The sequence below is a fragment of the Amycolatopsis sp. TRM77291 genome (genome assembly GCF_054166285.1).
Genome location: NZ_JBSZHF010000001.1, coordinates 379,641 through 393,429, shown reverse-complemented (window position 1 = coordinate 393,429; position 13,789 = coordinate 379,641). Strand labels below are relative to the sequence as shown.

The 13,789-nt window shown below is 70.2% G+C and carries 14 protein-coding genes; 3 read left to right on the top strand and 11 right to left on the bottom strand.

Annotated features, from left to right (window positions below):
- The first annotated feature begins 2 nt into the window (after positions 1-2).
- Positions 3-863, top strand: a complete 861-nt coding sequence (locus tag ACXIZN_RS01830; RefSeq protein ID WP_457952165.1) for an SDR family NAD(P)-dependent oxidoreductase — start codon at positions 3-5, stop codon at positions 861-863.
- 1 nt (position 864) lies between these two features.
- Here the strand turns inward: ACXIZN_RS01830 and ACXIZN_RS01825 are convergent, their stop codons facing one another.
- The 8 genes from ACXIZN_RS01825 to ACXIZN_RS01790 all read right to left on the bottom strand — a co-directional run bounded on the left by ACXIZN_RS01825 (position 865) and on the right by ACXIZN_RS01790 (position 9,265).
- Positions 865-1,725 carry an NAD(P)-dependent oxidoreductase gene (locus tag ACXIZN_RS01825; RefSeq protein WP_457952164.1) on the bottom strand — a complete coding sequence of 287 codons (861 nt, stop codon included), beginning with the start codon at positions 1,723-1,725 and terminating at the stop codon, positions 865-867.
- 54 nt (positions 1,726-1,779) lie between these two features.
- The gene (locus ACXIZN_RS01820) at positions 1,780-2,358 is read right to left on the bottom strand and encodes a TetR/AcrR family transcriptional regulator (protein ID WP_457952163.1); all 579 of its coding nucleotides are present in this window, start codon (positions 2,356-2,358) and stop codon (positions 1,780-1,782) included.
- A gap of 52 nt (positions 2,359-2,410) precedes the next feature.
- Positions 2,411-3,469, bottom strand: a complete 1,059-nt coding sequence (locus ACXIZN_RS01815) for an NAD(P)-binding domain-containing protein (RefSeq protein WP_457952161.1) — start codon at positions 3,467-3,469, stop codon at positions 2,411-2,413.
- A 42-nt stretch (positions 3,470-3,511) separates the two neighbouring features.
- A complete protein-coding gene (locus ACXIZN_RS01810; protein ID WP_457952159.1) occupies positions 3,512-4,153 on the bottom strand; it encodes an SRPBCC family protein in 642 nt (213 codons plus the stop codon).
- Positions 4,154-4,178: 25 nt separating this feature from the next.
- The gene (locus ACXIZN_RS01805; RefSeq protein ID WP_457952157.1) at positions 4,179-5,033 is read right to left on the bottom strand and encodes an FAD binding domain-containing protein; all 855 of its coding nucleotides are present in this window, start codon (positions 5,031-5,033) and stop codon (positions 4,179-4,181) included.
- Entirely contained in the window at positions 5,030-7,468 is a 2,439-nt protein-coding gene (locus ACXIZN_RS01800) for a xanthine dehydrogenase family protein molybdopterin-binding subunit (RefSeq protein WP_457952156.1), read from the bottom strand. Before ACXIZN_RS01800 ends, ACXIZN_RS01805 begins: the two co-directional genes overlap by 4 nt.
- Positions 7,468-7,998, bottom strand: a complete 531-nt coding sequence (locus ACXIZN_RS01795) for a (2Fe-2S)-binding protein (RefSeq protein WP_016336316.1) — start codon at positions 7,996-7,998, stop codon at positions 7,468-7,470. Before ACXIZN_RS01795 ends, ACXIZN_RS01800 begins: the two co-directional genes overlap by 1 nt.
- A 349-nt stretch (positions 7,999-8,347) precedes the next feature.
- Entirely contained in the window at positions 8,348-9,265 is a 918-nt protein-coding gene (locus ACXIZN_RS01790; RefSeq protein ID WP_457952155.1) for a threonine ammonia-lyase, read from the bottom strand.
- 70 nt (positions 9,266-9,335) lie between these two features.
- Here ACXIZN_RS01790 and ACXIZN_RS01785 point away from each other — a divergent pair, with 70 nt between their 5' ends.
- A complete protein-coding gene (locus ACXIZN_RS01785; protein WP_457952153.1) occupies positions 9,336-9,815 on the top strand; it encodes an Lrp/AsnC family transcriptional regulator in 480 nt (159 codons plus the stop codon).
- Here the strand turns inward: ACXIZN_RS01785 and ACXIZN_RS01780 are convergent.
- The 3 genes from ACXIZN_RS01780 to ACXIZN_RS01770 all read right to left on the bottom strand — a co-directional run bounded on the left by ACXIZN_RS01780 (position 9,793) and on the right by ACXIZN_RS01770 (position 12,665).
- Positions 9,793-10,905: an XdhC family protein gene (locus ACXIZN_RS01780; RefSeq protein ID WP_457952152.1), complete on the bottom strand. Its 1,113-nt coding sequence runs from the start codon at positions 10,903-10,905 to the stop codon at positions 9,793-9,795. The two genes, ACXIZN_RS01785 and ACXIZN_RS01780, sit on opposite strands and share 23 nt — an antisense overlap.
- Positions 10,898-11,998 (bottom strand): vWA domain-containing protein, encoded by a 1,101-nt coding sequence (locus ACXIZN_RS01775; protein ID WP_457952150.1) that lies wholly within the window; start codon positions 11,996-11,998, stop codon positions 10,898-10,900. The genes ACXIZN_RS01780 and ACXIZN_RS01775 overlap by 8 nt, the downstream gene beginning before the upstream one ends.
- A 97-nt stretch (positions 11,999-12,095) precedes the next feature.
- Positions 12,096-12,665 (bottom strand): TetR/AcrR family transcriptional regulator, encoded by a 570-nt coding sequence (locus tag ACXIZN_RS01770; protein WP_457952148.1) that lies wholly within the window; start codon positions 12,663-12,665, stop codon positions 12,096-12,098.
- Between the two features lie 101 nt (positions 12,666-12,766).
- On the opposite strand from ACXIZN_RS01770, the gene ACXIZN_RS01765 reads away from it, so the two are divergent.
- A complete protein-coding gene (locus tag ACXIZN_RS01765) occupies positions 12,767-13,786 on the top strand; it encodes an aldo/keto reductase (protein ID WP_457960437.1) in 1,020 nt (339 codons plus the stop codon).
- Positions 13,787-13,789: the final 3 nt, after the last annotated feature.

Here is a 13,789-nt window from a genome sequence, read left to right as displayed (position 1 = left end):
CGATGGATACCTCACGCAGGCGAGTGCTGACCGCGGGTGCCTTGGGGCTCGCGGCGACGGCCATGGCACCGACCGGCGCGGCCACCGCCGCGGAACGGTCACGAGGCCGGTTCGACGGCAAAGTCGTACTGATCACCGGCGCGACCTCGGGTATCGGTGCCGCCACGGCGCGGGCGATGGCGGACGAGGGTGCGAAGGTGTTCTTCTGTGGCCGCCGCGAAAAGCTCGGCCAGGAGGTCGCGGCCGGAATCCGGGCGCGGGGCGGCGAGGCGACCTTCCGCCGCGCGGACGTCCGGGTGGAGTCCGACGTGCGCGGTCTGGTCGACCAGTGCGTGCGCCGTTACGGCCGCTTGGACATCGCCGTCAACAACGCGGGGATCGAAAGCCCGCGCGCGGTGCCGCTGGCCGAGCAGACCCTGGCCGAGCTGGAGGACGTCTGGCGCACCAACACGGCCGGGGTCTTCCTCGGGATGAAGTACGAGATCCCGCGGATGCTCGCGCAGGGTGGTGGCGTCATCGTCAACACCGCCTCGATCTCCGCGGAGGTCGGGTTCGCCACCATCGCGCCCTACAACGCGAGCAAGCACGGCGTCACGTCGCTGACCAAGGTCGCGGCACTCGAGTACGCGAACAAGAACATCCGGGTCAACGCGTTCGCTCCGGGCGCCGTGGACACCCCGATGCTCCGCCGCGCCGCGGAGGCCTTCGGCCTGACCTACGAACAGATCGCGCAGGACTATCCGATCAAGCGCATCGTACGGCCGGAGGAGATGGCGACCGTGGTGATGTGGCTCAGCTCCCCGGATTCGAGCGCGGTGACCGGGACCGACGTCGACGCGAGTGGCGGTTACCTGACGGCCTGACTCACTTCATGAAGCTGGCGAAGTACCCGGCCGCCATGTCTTCCGCACCGTGTCCGGCCGCGGACGCGCGGGCGAAGCGGGTTCGTCCGGCCTCGACGGCGTCCAGCCGGACACCCGCGCGGGCCGCGGCCTCCAGTACCAGCCGGGAGTCCTTCTCGGCGTTGTCGACCGAGAAGGCGGTGGTGTAGTCGTTCGCGAGGATCGCGGTGGATTTCGCCTGGAAGTAGCCGTTGTCCATCGGGCCGCCGGTGACGACGTCGACGAAATGCCGCGGGTCGACACCGAGCCCTTCGGCCAGCGAGAGTGCTTCGCCGACACCGTGGGTCAGCGCGATCACCCACGTGTTCAGCACCAGTTTGAGCCTGCTCGCCGCGCCGGTGCGGCCGTCTTCGCCGACCCACAGCGTGCGCTTGCCGATGGCGTCGAACAGCGGCTGGACGGTCTCGCGTGCCTCGGCGATGCCCGCCGCCAGGACGATCAGCTGGCCCAGCTCGGCGGGCTGGCGGGTGCCCTGCACCGGTGCGTCGACGAAGACGAGGCCGTGCTCGTCCGCGTATGCGGCCAGTTCGTCGACCGCGTCGCCGACGGTGCTGAGCTGGAGCCAGATCGTTCCGGCGGCGGGACCGGCCGCGCGGATCGCCTCCAGTACCGCCGGGCCGTCGGTGAGGACCGTGAGCACGACCGGCGCGCCCTCCACGGCTTCCGCGGCGCTCGCCGCGACCCGGACGCCGTCCCCGGACAGGGCTTCGGCCTTGGCCGGGGTGCGGTTCCAGGCACGTACCTCGAACCCGGCCTTGCTCAGGTTGCGGGCGACCGGGGCACCGATGATTCCGGTGCCGAGCACCGCGACGGTCTTCGTCATGACTTGGCTTGCTCCCTGCCAGTAGTGGAATGTTCGTTAAAGAATCAGGAAATCTCACAACGCCTGGACGGTGGTTTCGACGATCTGGGTGAGCGCCTGCCGGTCCGCGGTCTTTCCCAGCACCCGCAGGCCGTACATCGCGGCGAGCGTGAACCGCGCCAGCGCCCGCGGGTCCCGGTCCGGGCCGATCTCGCCCGCCTCCCTCGCGGCGGCGAAGGCGGCGTGGAAGGCGTTCTCCACCCGTTCGAAGTCGTGGCGGACGCGGGCGGTGACCTCGTCGTCGATCCCGCCGAGCTCGATGGCGGCGTTGACGGCGAGGCAGCCGCGATGCGCGGCCGAAGTGTCCAGCTCGTCGTCGGCGACGTCCATCAGGACACGCCTGACCCGAGCCCGGATGGACTCCGGCGCGGCCAGCATCTCCTCGATGCGGACGGCCGTCGTCTCCTCGTACCGGCGCAGCGCCTCGCTGAACAGCTGCCGCTTGCCCGAGAACGTGTTGTACAGGCTCCCCCGGCCCAGCCCGGTGCCGTCGACCAGATCCTGGGCCGACGTGGCCGCGTATCCCTTGCGCCAGAAGGTACTGACGGCGGCATCGAGCACTTCGGTGGGATCGAATCCCTTGGGGCGGGGCATGGCCGCAGCATGCCACGTTTTGTAACGATCGGTCAAATACGGGCCCGCGACCTCAGCGTCCGAGCAGGCGCCGGATCTCGGTGACGGCCGCGCGGCCCGCCCGGTTCGCGCCGACGGTGCTCGCGGAAGGGCCGTAGCCGACGAGGTGCAGCCTCGGTTCGGCGACGACGCGGGTGCCGTCCATCCGGATGCCCCCGCCTGCCGCCCGCAGGCGCAGCGGCGCGAGATGGTCGATCGCGGCGCGGAACCCGGTGGCCCACAGGATGACGTCGGCCGGCTCGAAGGTGCCGTCCGCCCACTCCACGCCGTCCGGCGTGATCCGCTGGAACATCGGGTGCCGGTCGAGGATCCCCGCGTCGAGTCCGGCGCGTACCTCGGGCGTCACCGCCAGATCGGTCACGCTGACGACGCTCTTCGGCGGCAGGCCCTCGCGGACACGCCGATCGACCTTCGCGACGGCCTCACGGCCCCAGTTCTCGTTGAACGGCTCGTCCCGCCACACCGGCGGGCGCCGGGTCACCCAGCGCGTCGAGCGCGCGAACGGCGCGATCTCCAGCAACAGCTGGACGGCCGACGAGCCACCGCCGACCACGACGACGCGTTTCCCGCGGAAGTCCTCGACGCCGGTGTAGTCGGCGGTGTGCAGCTGACGGCCGCGGAAGGTCTCCTGCCCCGGATAGTGCGGCCAGAACGGCCGGTCCCAGGTGCCGGTCGCGCTGATCACCGCGCGCGCGGCCCAGGTTTCCGCCACGCTGGCCACGACCAGCCGATCGCACTCGGCGCTCACCGACAGGACGTCGACGGGCCGGTGGACCGGGAGGTCGTAGGTGCGTTCGAAGCGGCCGAAGTAGTCGGAAACGACCTCGGCCGCGGGCAGCTTCGGATCCGGGGTGCCGAAGGCCATCCCCGGCAGGTCGTGGATGCCGTGGACCTTCTCCACGATCAGCGACGGCCAGCGGTACTGCCAGGCGCCGCCTGGCCGTTTGCCGTGGTCGAGCACGACGAAACCCGCCTCGTTGGCGAATCCCGCGCGGCGCAGGTGATACGCCGCCGACAGACCGGCCTGCCCCGCCCCGATCACCGCCACGTCGACTTCGTGATCCGCCTTCATACCGGGTTCAACGGCAGGCGGAAGCCACTATTTCCTTCTACGTCACTGTGTCCGCCGCGTCACAGCCCGCACGATCGCGACGACCAGGAGCACCCCGGCGAGCACCACCAGCACCGGCGCCGCCCGTTTGACCACGGATTGGCCCGCGTACTCCATCAGGTCGATGGCCTCGCCCTCCGTCACCGGCTTGACCGCCTGCAACGGCGGGCGTTCCGGAGGTTTCTCTGACTCGGGCTCGGGCGTGGTGGCGAGCTTGCCGGACAGGCACTCCGCGAACGAGTCGAGGATCTTGCCGCCGACCTCGGAGATCATCCCGCGCCCGAACTGCGCGGGTTTACCGGTGACCGCCAGCTCCGTGGCGACGGCGCCATGGGTGACGCCGTCCTTCTCGGTCAGGGTGACCGTCACCGTCGCCGACGCCGTGCCCGCCCCGCGGGCGTCCTTCCCGGCGGCCTTGATCACCACCTTCTTCGCGTCGGCGTCCTTCTCGACGAACTGGCCGGTTCCCTTGTAGAGCAGGGAGATCGGCCCGAGCTTGACCTTCACCGTGCCCTTGAAGGCGTCACCGTCGACTTCGGTGACGGTGGCGCCCGGCATGCACGGCGCCACCCGTTCCGGGTCGATGAGGGCCTTCCAGACCTCGCCGACCGGGGCGCAAACGGTGAATTCGTGGTCGAGCCGCACGGGCCGACCTCCCTTCTTGACGTGCTCAGGAACCTGCCGCGGCGAGGACCGCCCGGCCGGTCAGCACCCGCGCGAGGTGCTGCCGGTATTCGACGTCGGAGTTGCCGTCGGCCGTGGGATTCGTGCCCTCGGCCGCGCGTTCGGCCGCGCCGCGGATCGCCTCGGCGGTGGCCGCGCAGCCGACCAGCGCCGCCTCGACCCCGGCCGCCCGCACCGGGGTCGAGCCCATGTTGGTCAGCGCGACCCGCGCCTCCTCGATGGTGCCCGCCTCGGTGCGGACACAGGCCGCGACCGCGACCATCGACCACGCCTGCGCGACCCGGTTGAACTTCTCGTAGTGGGCGTGCCAGCCGGTGTGCTTCGGCACCCGGACCTCGACCAGGAGTTCGTCCGCGGCGAGCGCGGTGGTGAACATGTCCTGGAAGAAGTCCGCCGCGGCGACCGTCCGCCGCCCGCCCGGCCCGGCGACGACGAGTTCGCAGCCGAGCGCGAGCACGGGGGCGAGCAGGTCTCCGGCGGGATCGGCGTGCGCGATGGCGCCGCCGAACGTGCCGCGGTGGCGGATCTGCGGATCGGCCACCGTGTCGGTGGCGGCCTTGAGCAACGCGGCGTGCCCGGCGACCAGCGCGTCCCGCTGGACGTCGTAATGCGTGGTCATCGAGCCGATGACCACCGCGTCGCCGTCCTCGCGGACGCCGCGCAGTTCGGCGACCTTCCCGAGGTCGACCAGCGTGGTCGGCGTGGCGAGCCGCATCCGCAGCACCGGCAGCAGGCTCTGCCCGCCCGCCAGCACCTTGGCGTCCTCGCCCGCCTCGGCGAGCGCGCTGATCGCTTCGTCCACTGTGGACGGAGCGACGTAGTCGAACGGGGCCGGGATCACTGGGCACCTCCGGTGGCGTCGATCGAACCGAGACCGCCACCCGCTTCGGAGCCCAGCCCGCCCGCGGCGGCCGACCCGTGCTGGATGGCGTGCCAGACCCGCATCGGGGTCAACGGCATTTCGATGTCGTTCACCCCGAAGTGCCGGACGGCGTCGACAACGGCGTTGACCACCGCCGGGGTCGAGGCGATCGTGCCCGCCTCCCCGACTCCCTTGGCGCCCAACGGGTTCGTCGTCGACGGGGTCTCGGTGCGGTCGGTGGTGAAGCTGGGCAGATCCGCCGCCGACGGGAGCAGGTAGTCGGCGAAGGTCCCGGTGGTCAGCGTGCCGCCTTCGTCGTGGACGGCCTCCTCGAACAACGCCTGCGCGATGCCCTGCGCGAGCCCGCCGTGCACCTGGCCCTCGACGATCAGCGGGTTGACGGCCACGCCGACGTCGTCGACGCAGACGTAGGAGCGCAACCGCACGCGCCCGGTCTCGGTGTCGACCTCGGCCGCGCACAGATGCGTGCCGTGCGGGAACGAGAAGTTCTCCGGATCGAACGTGTCCGAAGAGTCCAGCGAGGGCTCGACGCCGTCCGGCAGGTTGTGCGCCGAGAACACGGCCCACGCGATGTCCTGGATGGACGTCGAGGAATCCGTGCCCTTGACCGAGAACCTGCCCGCCGAGAATTCGAGGTCGTCCTCGGAACACTCCATCAGATGCGCCGCGATCGGCTTGGCCTTGGCGAGGACCTTGTCCGCCGCCTTGACCACCGCGATCCCGCCGACCACCAGCGACCGGGAGCCGTAGGTGTCCATGCCCTTGTGCGAGGACTGGGTGTCGCCGTGGATGACCTCGATGTCCTCGAACGGGACACCGAGTTTGTCGGCGACGATCTGGCTCCACGCCGTCTCGTGGCCCTGGCCGTGCGCGGAGGCGCCGGTGATGACCTCGATCTTGCCGGTGGGCAGCACGCGGATCTCCGCGTGTTCCCAGCCGCCCGCCGCGTAGTCCAGCGAGCCGAGCACCCGCGACGGCGCGAGACCGCACATCTCGGTGAACGTCGAGATGCCGATGCCGAGCTGGACCGGGTCGCCCGAATCCCGCCGTTCCTTCTGCTCGCGGCGGAGGCCGTCGTAGTCGAAGAGTTCCTTGGCCTTGGCGGTGGCGGCTTCGTAGTTGCCCGAGTCGTAGGTCAGCCCGGCCACCGTCGTGAACGGGAACTCCTCGTGCTTGATCCAGTTCTTCTCGCGGATCTCCATCGGGTCCATGCCCAGTTCGACGGCGAGTTCGTCCATCATCCGCTCGATCCCGAACGTGGCCTCCGGCCGCCCGGCGCCGCGATAGGCGTCGGTGAGCGTGGTGTTGGTGAACGCGTTGGTGCAGGCGAAGTGGTACGCCGGGAACTTGTAGATCGCGTTGAACATGAACGCGCCGAGGATCGGCACGCCGGGGCCGACGAGACCGAGGTACGCGCCCATGTCGGCGAGCAGTTCGACCTTGAGGCCGGTCACCGTGCCGTCGCGGTTCGCGGTGATGGTGATGTCCTGGATCTGGTCGCGGCCGTGGTGCGCGGCGACCATCGTCTCCGAACGGGATTCGTTCCACTTCACCGGTTTGCCGAGCCGCTTGGCGATGAGCGTCGACATCATCTCTTCGGGCAGCACGGCGATCTTGCCGCCGAACCCGCCGCCGACGTCGGGCGCGATCACCCGCACCTTGTGCTCGGGGAGCCCGAGCGTGGCCGCGGTCATCGTCTTGAGGATGTGCGGGACCTGGGTGGCCGACCACATGACCAGCTGATTGCCCGTCGGGTCGACCACACACGCCCGCGGTTCCATGAACGCCGGCACCAGCCGCTGCTGGCGGAACCGCCGCTTGAGCACGACCTCGGAATTCGAGATCGCGTCCTCGACGCTGGAACCCGTTCCCGCGTCGGCGGAATCGAAGACCCAGACCGCGTTCTGGTTGGTGCCGAGATCCTCGTGCACCAGCGGCGCGCCGTCGGCGAGCGCGTTCTCCAGGCCGAGGACGACCGGCAGCTCGTCGTAGTCGACGTCGATCGTTTCGAGGGCGTCGTGCGCTTCGGCCGAGGTGCGGGCGACGACCACCGCGACCCCCTCACCGGCGAAGTTCACCGTGTCCGAGGCGAGGATGGGCCGCCTCGGCGACTTCATATCGGGCGTGATCGGCCACGCGCACGGCATGCCGATGGCGCCATCGGGGTCGAGGTCCTTCCCGGTGAAGACCGCGACCACGCCGGGCGCGGATTTCGCCTCGGTGACGTCGATCGAGACGATCTTGGCGTGCGCGAACGGGCTGCGGAGCACCGCGAGGTGCAGCATGCCGGGCAGGGTCAGGTTGTCGGTCCAGCGGGTCCTGCCGGTGATGAGGCGTTCGTCCTCCTTGCGGCGACGGGACTTGCCGACCTCCGGCTCGATCGTGGAGGTCATCACTCACCACCCGCGCCGACACGGGAAGCGGTGTCCGAAGCGAGCCGCTCGGCTTCGGGCCCGGCACCGGGCCGCATCTCGTGGGCGGCGTCGCGCACCGCGCGGACGATGTTCTGGTAACCCGTGCAGCGGCACAGGTTGCCTTCGAGTCCTTCGCGGACCGCCTTCTCGTCCGGATCGGGATTGTCGGCGAGCAGGTCGATCGACTGCATGATCATGCCGGGAGTGCAGAAACCGCACTGGAGCGCGTGGTTCTCGTGGAAGGCCTTCTGCACCGGGTGCAGTTCGCCGTCGCGGGCGAGTCCCTCGATCGTGGTGACCTCGCAGCCGTCGGCCTGGACCGCGAGTACCGAACAGGATTTCACGCTGTGCCCGTCGAGGTGGACGGTGCAGGCGCCGCAGTTGCTGGTGTCACAGCCGACCACGGTGCCCACCTTCCCGAGCCGTTCGCGCAGATGGTGCACGAGGAGGGTGCGGGGCTCGACGTCGTCTGTGTAGCTGGTGCCGTCGACGGTGACGGTGATGCGCATCAGGCCTCCAAAAGCAAGAGAAACCCCGCGCTGGTCCGGGGTCGTTCGGGAGCGGCCGGTCATTCGGTTGTCACGGACCGACCCCGGAGCGACCGTGATCGGACTCACAGTCGAGCGTGCTACTCAGCGCCTGCCAGGGCAACCCCCACCAGGGGGTGACTCGCGAACGGCTCCGCAAATGCGGTCACGCTGAAGGAAAATCGGCGCAGATGCGGGAAAGTGCGAGTGTCCTTTAGGTACAGACTCCCTTGCCCGCCCCCGCAGTCCGTGAAGGCCTCCTTCCCTACCTTCAGGGTAGGCAAGGAGGCCTTCACGGACGTGCGACCAACACCTTCCGCTCTAACCGTCCTTACCACTCGGGAGGCCAGGCGGCGTTCGCCCCGGTGACCACGGTGGCGACCCGGTCGCCGGGGAGGTCGTGCACGGTCAGCGCGGCCAGGCCGGCGGCCCCCGCGGGTTCCGGCAGGACGCCGAGGGTTTCCGCGCCCAGCCGCATGGCCGCGCGCAAATCGTCGTCCTCGACCAGCACGAAGTCGTCCACCAGCGACCGCAGGCGCCGGACGGATTCGGATTCCGGGGTGCGGATCGAGATGCCACCGGCGAACGAATTCACCCGGTCGACGGTGACCGGCTCACCGGCCCGCCAGCTCGTCGCCATCGCCCGCGCCGACGTGGTCCCGACGCCGACGACGCGGACGTCCGGCGTGTGCGCCTTGAGCCAGAGCGCGACGCCGGCGATCAGCGCGCCGTCGCCGACCGGGAGCACGACCGTGTCGATCGCGCCCGCCGCCGCCAGTTCCAGCCCGATCGTGCCCGCCCCTTCGGAGATCGCGGGATCACGGCCGTCGACCACGAACACGCGGTCCGGCGCTTCGGCGGCGAAGGCGGCCGCGGCGACCTTCACCTCGCCCTCGACCCTCCGCACCCGCGCCCCCAGGGTCTTGATCCGCCGCAGTTTGACCGGGGAGACGTCGGCCGGGACGAACACCTCGGCCCGCAATCCGCGTTTCCTGGCGGCGTACGCGACGGCCTGCCCGAAGTTGCCGCTGGTCCCGCACACCATCGTGGTCCCCGGCTCCAGCCCGGCGGCGAAGTAGTCCGCGCCCCGGCCTTTGAAGCTGCGCAACGGATTCAGCGTCTCGATCTTCACCAGCACGGAACGGCCGAGCCGTGCGTTCAGCTGTTCGTCGCCGTACTGCGGGGAGTTCAGGAAAACGGGATCGATCACCTTCGCCGCCTCGGCGACGTTGTCCAGCTTGAGGTCCATGACCCTCAAGCTAGGCCGGAGGCCGATCATGCCGATTGTAAACTTTCCCGCCCGCGTGCAAAAATCTTGCGTGCCTCTCGACGAGATCGACCATCTGCTGCTCGACCTCGTCCAGGCCGACGCGGCGCGCCCCCTGCACGACTTGGGCGACGCCGTCGGCCTCTCCCCCAGCGCGGTGCAGCGGCGGCTGACCAGGCTGCGCGCCGCGGGCGTGATCCGCGCCGAGGTCGCCGTGCTCGATCCGGAGACGCTCGGCGCGGGGATGACTTCGGTCATCCTGGTCGCACTGACCGACGACGACGAAAAGCGCCACACGGCCTTCCGCGAGCGGATGCTGGCGGAGCACCGCGTCCAGCACTGCTACAGCATCGTCGGGCAGTGGGACTACGTCGTCGTGCTGCTCACCCCGGATCTCAAGGCGAGCCGGTACCTGTCCAGGAAGCTGTTCGACAAGCACGTCAAACGGTTCGAGACCCTGCCCGCGTTCGAGGTGGTCAAATCGAGCCAGGCGGTGCCGGTGCCCGGTGTCAGCCGTGGATCCGGCCGCTGAGCTCGGCGAGCCGCGAGCCCGAACCGCTCCACCGCAGCGCGATGATCTCGGCCGCGATCGACACCGCGGTCTCCTCGGGGGTCCGCGCGCCGAGGTCGAGGCCGATCGGCGAAGACAGCCGTTCGAGCTCCGCCTCGGTGACCCCGGCCTCGCGCAGCCGCGCGAACCGGTCGTCGTGGGTCTTGCGCGAGCCCATCGCCCCGACGTAGCCGACGTCGAGGCGCAACGCGACCTCCAGCAACGGAACGTCGAACTTCGGGTCGTGGGTGAGCACGGCGATCGCGGTCCGGCCGTCGACCCGGCCGGCGTCGGCTTCGGCCTTGAGGTAGCGGTGCGGCCAGTCGACGACGACTTCGTCCGCGTCGGGGAACCGGCTCTTCGTCGCGAACACGGGCCGGGCGTCGCAGACCGTGACCTGGTAGCCGAGGTACGCGCCCATCTTCGCCATCGCGGCGGCGAAGTCGATCGCGCCGAAGACCAGCAGGCGCGCGGGCGGCTCGAAGGAGTTGACGAAGACCGTCATCCCCTCGCCGCGGCGCTGCCCGTCCGGCCCGTAGTGCAGCGTGCCCGTGCGGCCGCCGGCGAGCATGCCGCGCGCGTCGTCGACGACGGCGTCGTCCATGCGCGAGGAACCGAGCGAACCCGTGACACGATCCGGCCAGACGATCAGGTGCTCGCCGACCATGCCCTCCCGCTCGTGCTCGATCACCGTGACCACGGCGACCGGCTGTCCACTGTGGACCGATTCGACGACGTCGCCGAGCTCCGGCATCGAGTCGCGGTCGATGTGCTGGACGTAGATGTCGATGATCCCGCCGCAGGTCAGCCCGACGGCGAAGGCGTCGTCGTCGGACACGCCGTAGCGCTGCAGCACGGGCGCGCGTTCGGCGACCACCTGCTGCGCGAGCTCGTAGACGGCGCCCTCGACGCAGCCACCGGAGACGCTGCCGGTGACCGTGCCGTCCGGGGCGACGAGCATCGCCGCGCCGGGGCTCCGCGGCGCCGACGAGAACGTCGCCACCACCGTGCCGACCCCCACCGTCTCGCCTGCCGCCCAGCGGCGGTGCAGTTCGTCCAGTACGTCACGCATCGGCGATCTCCACCAGAAGTCGTTCCAATGTGGCCAAGCTGTGCCCGGCGAGCAGCCGATCGAGGTGCGGGAGCGCGGCCACGATGCCGGACTGCACGGGAGCGTAACCCGCCCGCCCCGCGTGCGGATTAACCCAGAATACGACGTGCGCGAGCCTCCGCAGCCTCGCGAGCTGCTCGCCGAGCAGGCCGGGGTCGCCCCGTTCCCAGCCGTCGGAGAACACGGTGACCACGGATCGCCTGGCCACACCGCGTTGTCCCCATCGGTCGAGGAACGCCCGCAAGGTCTCGCCGAGCCTGGTCCCGCCCGCGAAATCGGGGACCGCGGCGGCCGCGGCGAGCATGGCGTGCTCGGGATCGCGCAGCCGGAGCTGGCGGGAGACCCTGGTGAGCCGGGTGCCCAGGGTGAACACCTCGACCCGGCCGGGAGCGCGCCGCGCCACGATGTGCGCGAACCGCAGGAGGGAGTCGGCGTACGGCCCCATCGAGCCGGAGACGTCGATCAGGAGGACGACGCGGCGCGGTTTGCTCCCCTTCCGCCGGTACGCCAGGCGCACGGGCTCGCCGCCCCCGGCCAGCATCGCGCGGAGCGTACGCGACGGATCGAGCGTGCCCCGCCGGGCCGCGCGACGGCGCGGGGACGAGCGCACCGGGAGCGCAGGGCGCAGTTTCGCGAGCAGTTCCCGCAGGTGGGCGCGTTCGGCGACACTCAGCTCAGCGAGGTCGCGGTGCCGCAGGATCTCTTCTTCGCTCGCCGCGACGCGGAGCTCGTCGGGCTCCGCGCCGGATTCGCCTTGGCCCGCCTGCGCGAGCGTGGCGATCCTGGCGCGCTTCGGGGCCGCTTCCCGGCTTCGCCGCCGTGGTCCGGCTTCCTTTTCGGTGAACCAGCCGTCGAACGCGGCGTCGTAGCGCGGGAGGTCGTCGGGATCGGCGCACAGCGTCAACCGGCCGGCCCAGTACAGCTGGTCCGGATCGGCCAGATCGATTTCGCCGACGGCTCCGAGGTACGCCTGCACTCGGTGCGCGTCGCACGGCAAACCGGCTTCGCGCAATGCCTCCGCGAAGCCGACGAAGCCCGCCAGTGGATCGCTCACTCCTCCATTGTGCGCGCGTTTAGTCCTCTGGATGCGGTACTTGCGCGTGCAACTACCGCGTCCAGAGGACGAAACGCGGGGTCACACCGGCCTTTGCCTACCGCTCGCGAAGGCCGGCGATGAGCACCCCGACCATCTTGCGCGCGTTGTAGCGCGGATCGCTTTCGGCGCCGATGCAGAGGTTTCCGACGCCGCGCAGGACTTCGAGCGCCTCGAGATCGGCGCGGATCTCGCCCGCTTCCGCCGCCGCGCCGAGCAGCCGGGCGCACACCGGCAGAAGGGTGTCGAGGAAGTAGGTGTGCAGCGTCTCGAACCCGGCGTTGTCAGACTGCAGCACCGCCGCCAGCCCGTGTTTGGTGACCAGGAAATCGACGAAGAGGTCGATCCAGCGCCGCAGGGCTTCATAAGGGGAATCGCTCGACGCCAGCAGTTCCGGCCCGGCTTCGGCGCACGCGTCGACCTGATGCCGGTAGACGGCGACGATGAGGTCGGCCCTGGTCGGGAAATGCCGGTAGATCGTGCCCATGCCGACGCCCGCCTTGGCCGCGATGTCACGGACCGGCGCCTCCACACCCGAGGTGACGAAGACCGCGGCGGCGGCGTCGAGCAAGGTCTTCTCGTTGCGGCGGGCGTCCGCGCGCTTGGCCTTGGTGCCCTCTTCCCTCATCACACCACTCCTCTGCCGCCAGGGTTGCCAAATGGAACACTGCTCCGTATCGTTAGCGGAGCAACGTTCCGCTTGCTCATTTTGCCATGGAGGACATCGTCATGCAGTACCGCACCTTGGGCAGGACCGGCGTGCAGGTCAGCACCCTCGCGCTCGGCGCGATGAACTTCGGCGCGATCGGGCGCACCACCCAGGACGAGGCCACCGCCATCGTCGACGCCGCCTTGGCCGCCGGTGTCAACCTGATCGACACCGCGGACATGTACAGCGCCGGGCAGTCGGAGGAGATGGTCGGCAAGGCCATCGCGGGCCGCCGTGAGGACATCGTGCTGGCCACGAAGGCGAGCATGCCGATGGGTGACGAGCGCAATCACCAGGGCGCTTCACGCCGGTGGCTGGTCACCGAACTGGACGCCAGCCTGCGCCGCCTCGGCGTCGATCACGTCGATCTCTACCAGATCCACCGCTGGGACCCGAAGACCAGCGACGAGGAAACCCTTTCCGCGCTGACGGATCTGCGGCAGGCGGGGAAGATCCGCTACTTCGGTTCGTCGACGTTCCCCGCGTATCGCATCGTGCAGGCGCAGTGGGCCGCCCGCGAACTCCGTTCGGGCCGCTACGTCACCGAGCAGCCCAGCTACTCGATCCTCCAGCGCGGGATCGAAACTCAGGTCCTGCCGGTGACCGAGGAATACGGCATGGGCGTGCTCGCGTGGAGCCCGCTGGCTTCCGGCTGGCTGTCCGGCGCGGTCCGGGAAGGCCGTGAGATCAGCACGAACCGTTCGGCGGTCATGCCCCAGCGCTTCGACCTGACGCGGCCCGCCAACCGGGCCCGGCTGGAAGGCGTCGAACGGCTGGTCAAGGTCGCCGACCAGGCCGGGCTGACCCTGATCCAGCTCGCACTCGGCTTCGTCGTAGCGCATCCGGGGGTGACGAGCGCGATCATCGGCCCCCGCACGCTGGAGCACCTCGAGTCGCAACTCGCCGCCGCGGACACCGTGCTCTCCGCCGACGTCCTCGACGCGATCGACGAGATCGTCGCCCCGGGCACCGACCTGGCCCCGGAGGAGAAGCACGACACCCCGCCCGCCTTGCTCGACGCGTCGCTGCGGCGCCGCTGACGC

Bases quoted from the DNA above. Each gene is read 5' to 3' on its own strand.
- ACXIZN_RS01830 (WP_457952165.1), top strand. From the start codon at position 3: ATGGATACCTCACGCAGGCGAGTGCTGACCGCGGGTGCCTTGGGGCTC.
- ACXIZN_RS01825 (WP_457952164.1), bottom strand. From the start codon at position 1,725: ATGACGAAGACCGTCGCGGTGCTCGGCACCGGAATCATCGGTGCCCCG.
- ACXIZN_RS01820 (WP_457952163.1), bottom strand. From the start codon at position 2,358: ATGCCCCGCCCCAAGGGATTCGATCCCACCGAAGTGCTCGATGCCGCC.
- ACXIZN_RS01815 (WP_457952161.1), bottom strand. From the start codon at position 3,469: ATGAAGGCGGATCACGAAGTCGACGTGGCGGTGATCGGGGCGGGGCAG.
- ACXIZN_RS01800 (WP_457952156.1), bottom strand. From the start codon at position 7,468: ATGACCTCCACGATCGAGCCGGAGGTCGGCAAGTCCCGTCGCCGCAAG.
- ACXIZN_RS01795 (WP_016336316.1), bottom strand. From the start codon at position 7,998: ATGCGCATCACCGTCACCGTCGACGGCACCAGCTACACAGACGACGTC.
- ACXIZN_RS01790 (WP_457952155.1), bottom strand. From the start codon at position 9,265: ATGGACCTCAAGCTGGACAACGTCGCCGAGGCGGCGAAGGTGATCGAT.
- ACXIZN_RS01780 (WP_457952152.1), bottom strand. From the start codon at position 10,905: ATGCGTGACGTACTGGACGAACTGCACCGCCGCTGGGCGGCAGGCGAG.
- ACXIZN_RS01770 (WP_457952148.1), bottom strand. From the start codon at position 12,665: ATGAGGGAAGAGGGCACCAAGGCCAAGCGCGCGGACGCCCGCCGCAAC.
- ACXIZN_RS01765 (WP_457960437.1), top strand. From the start codon at position 12,767: ATGCAGTACCGCACCTTGGGCAGGACCGGCGTGCAGGTCAGCACCCTC.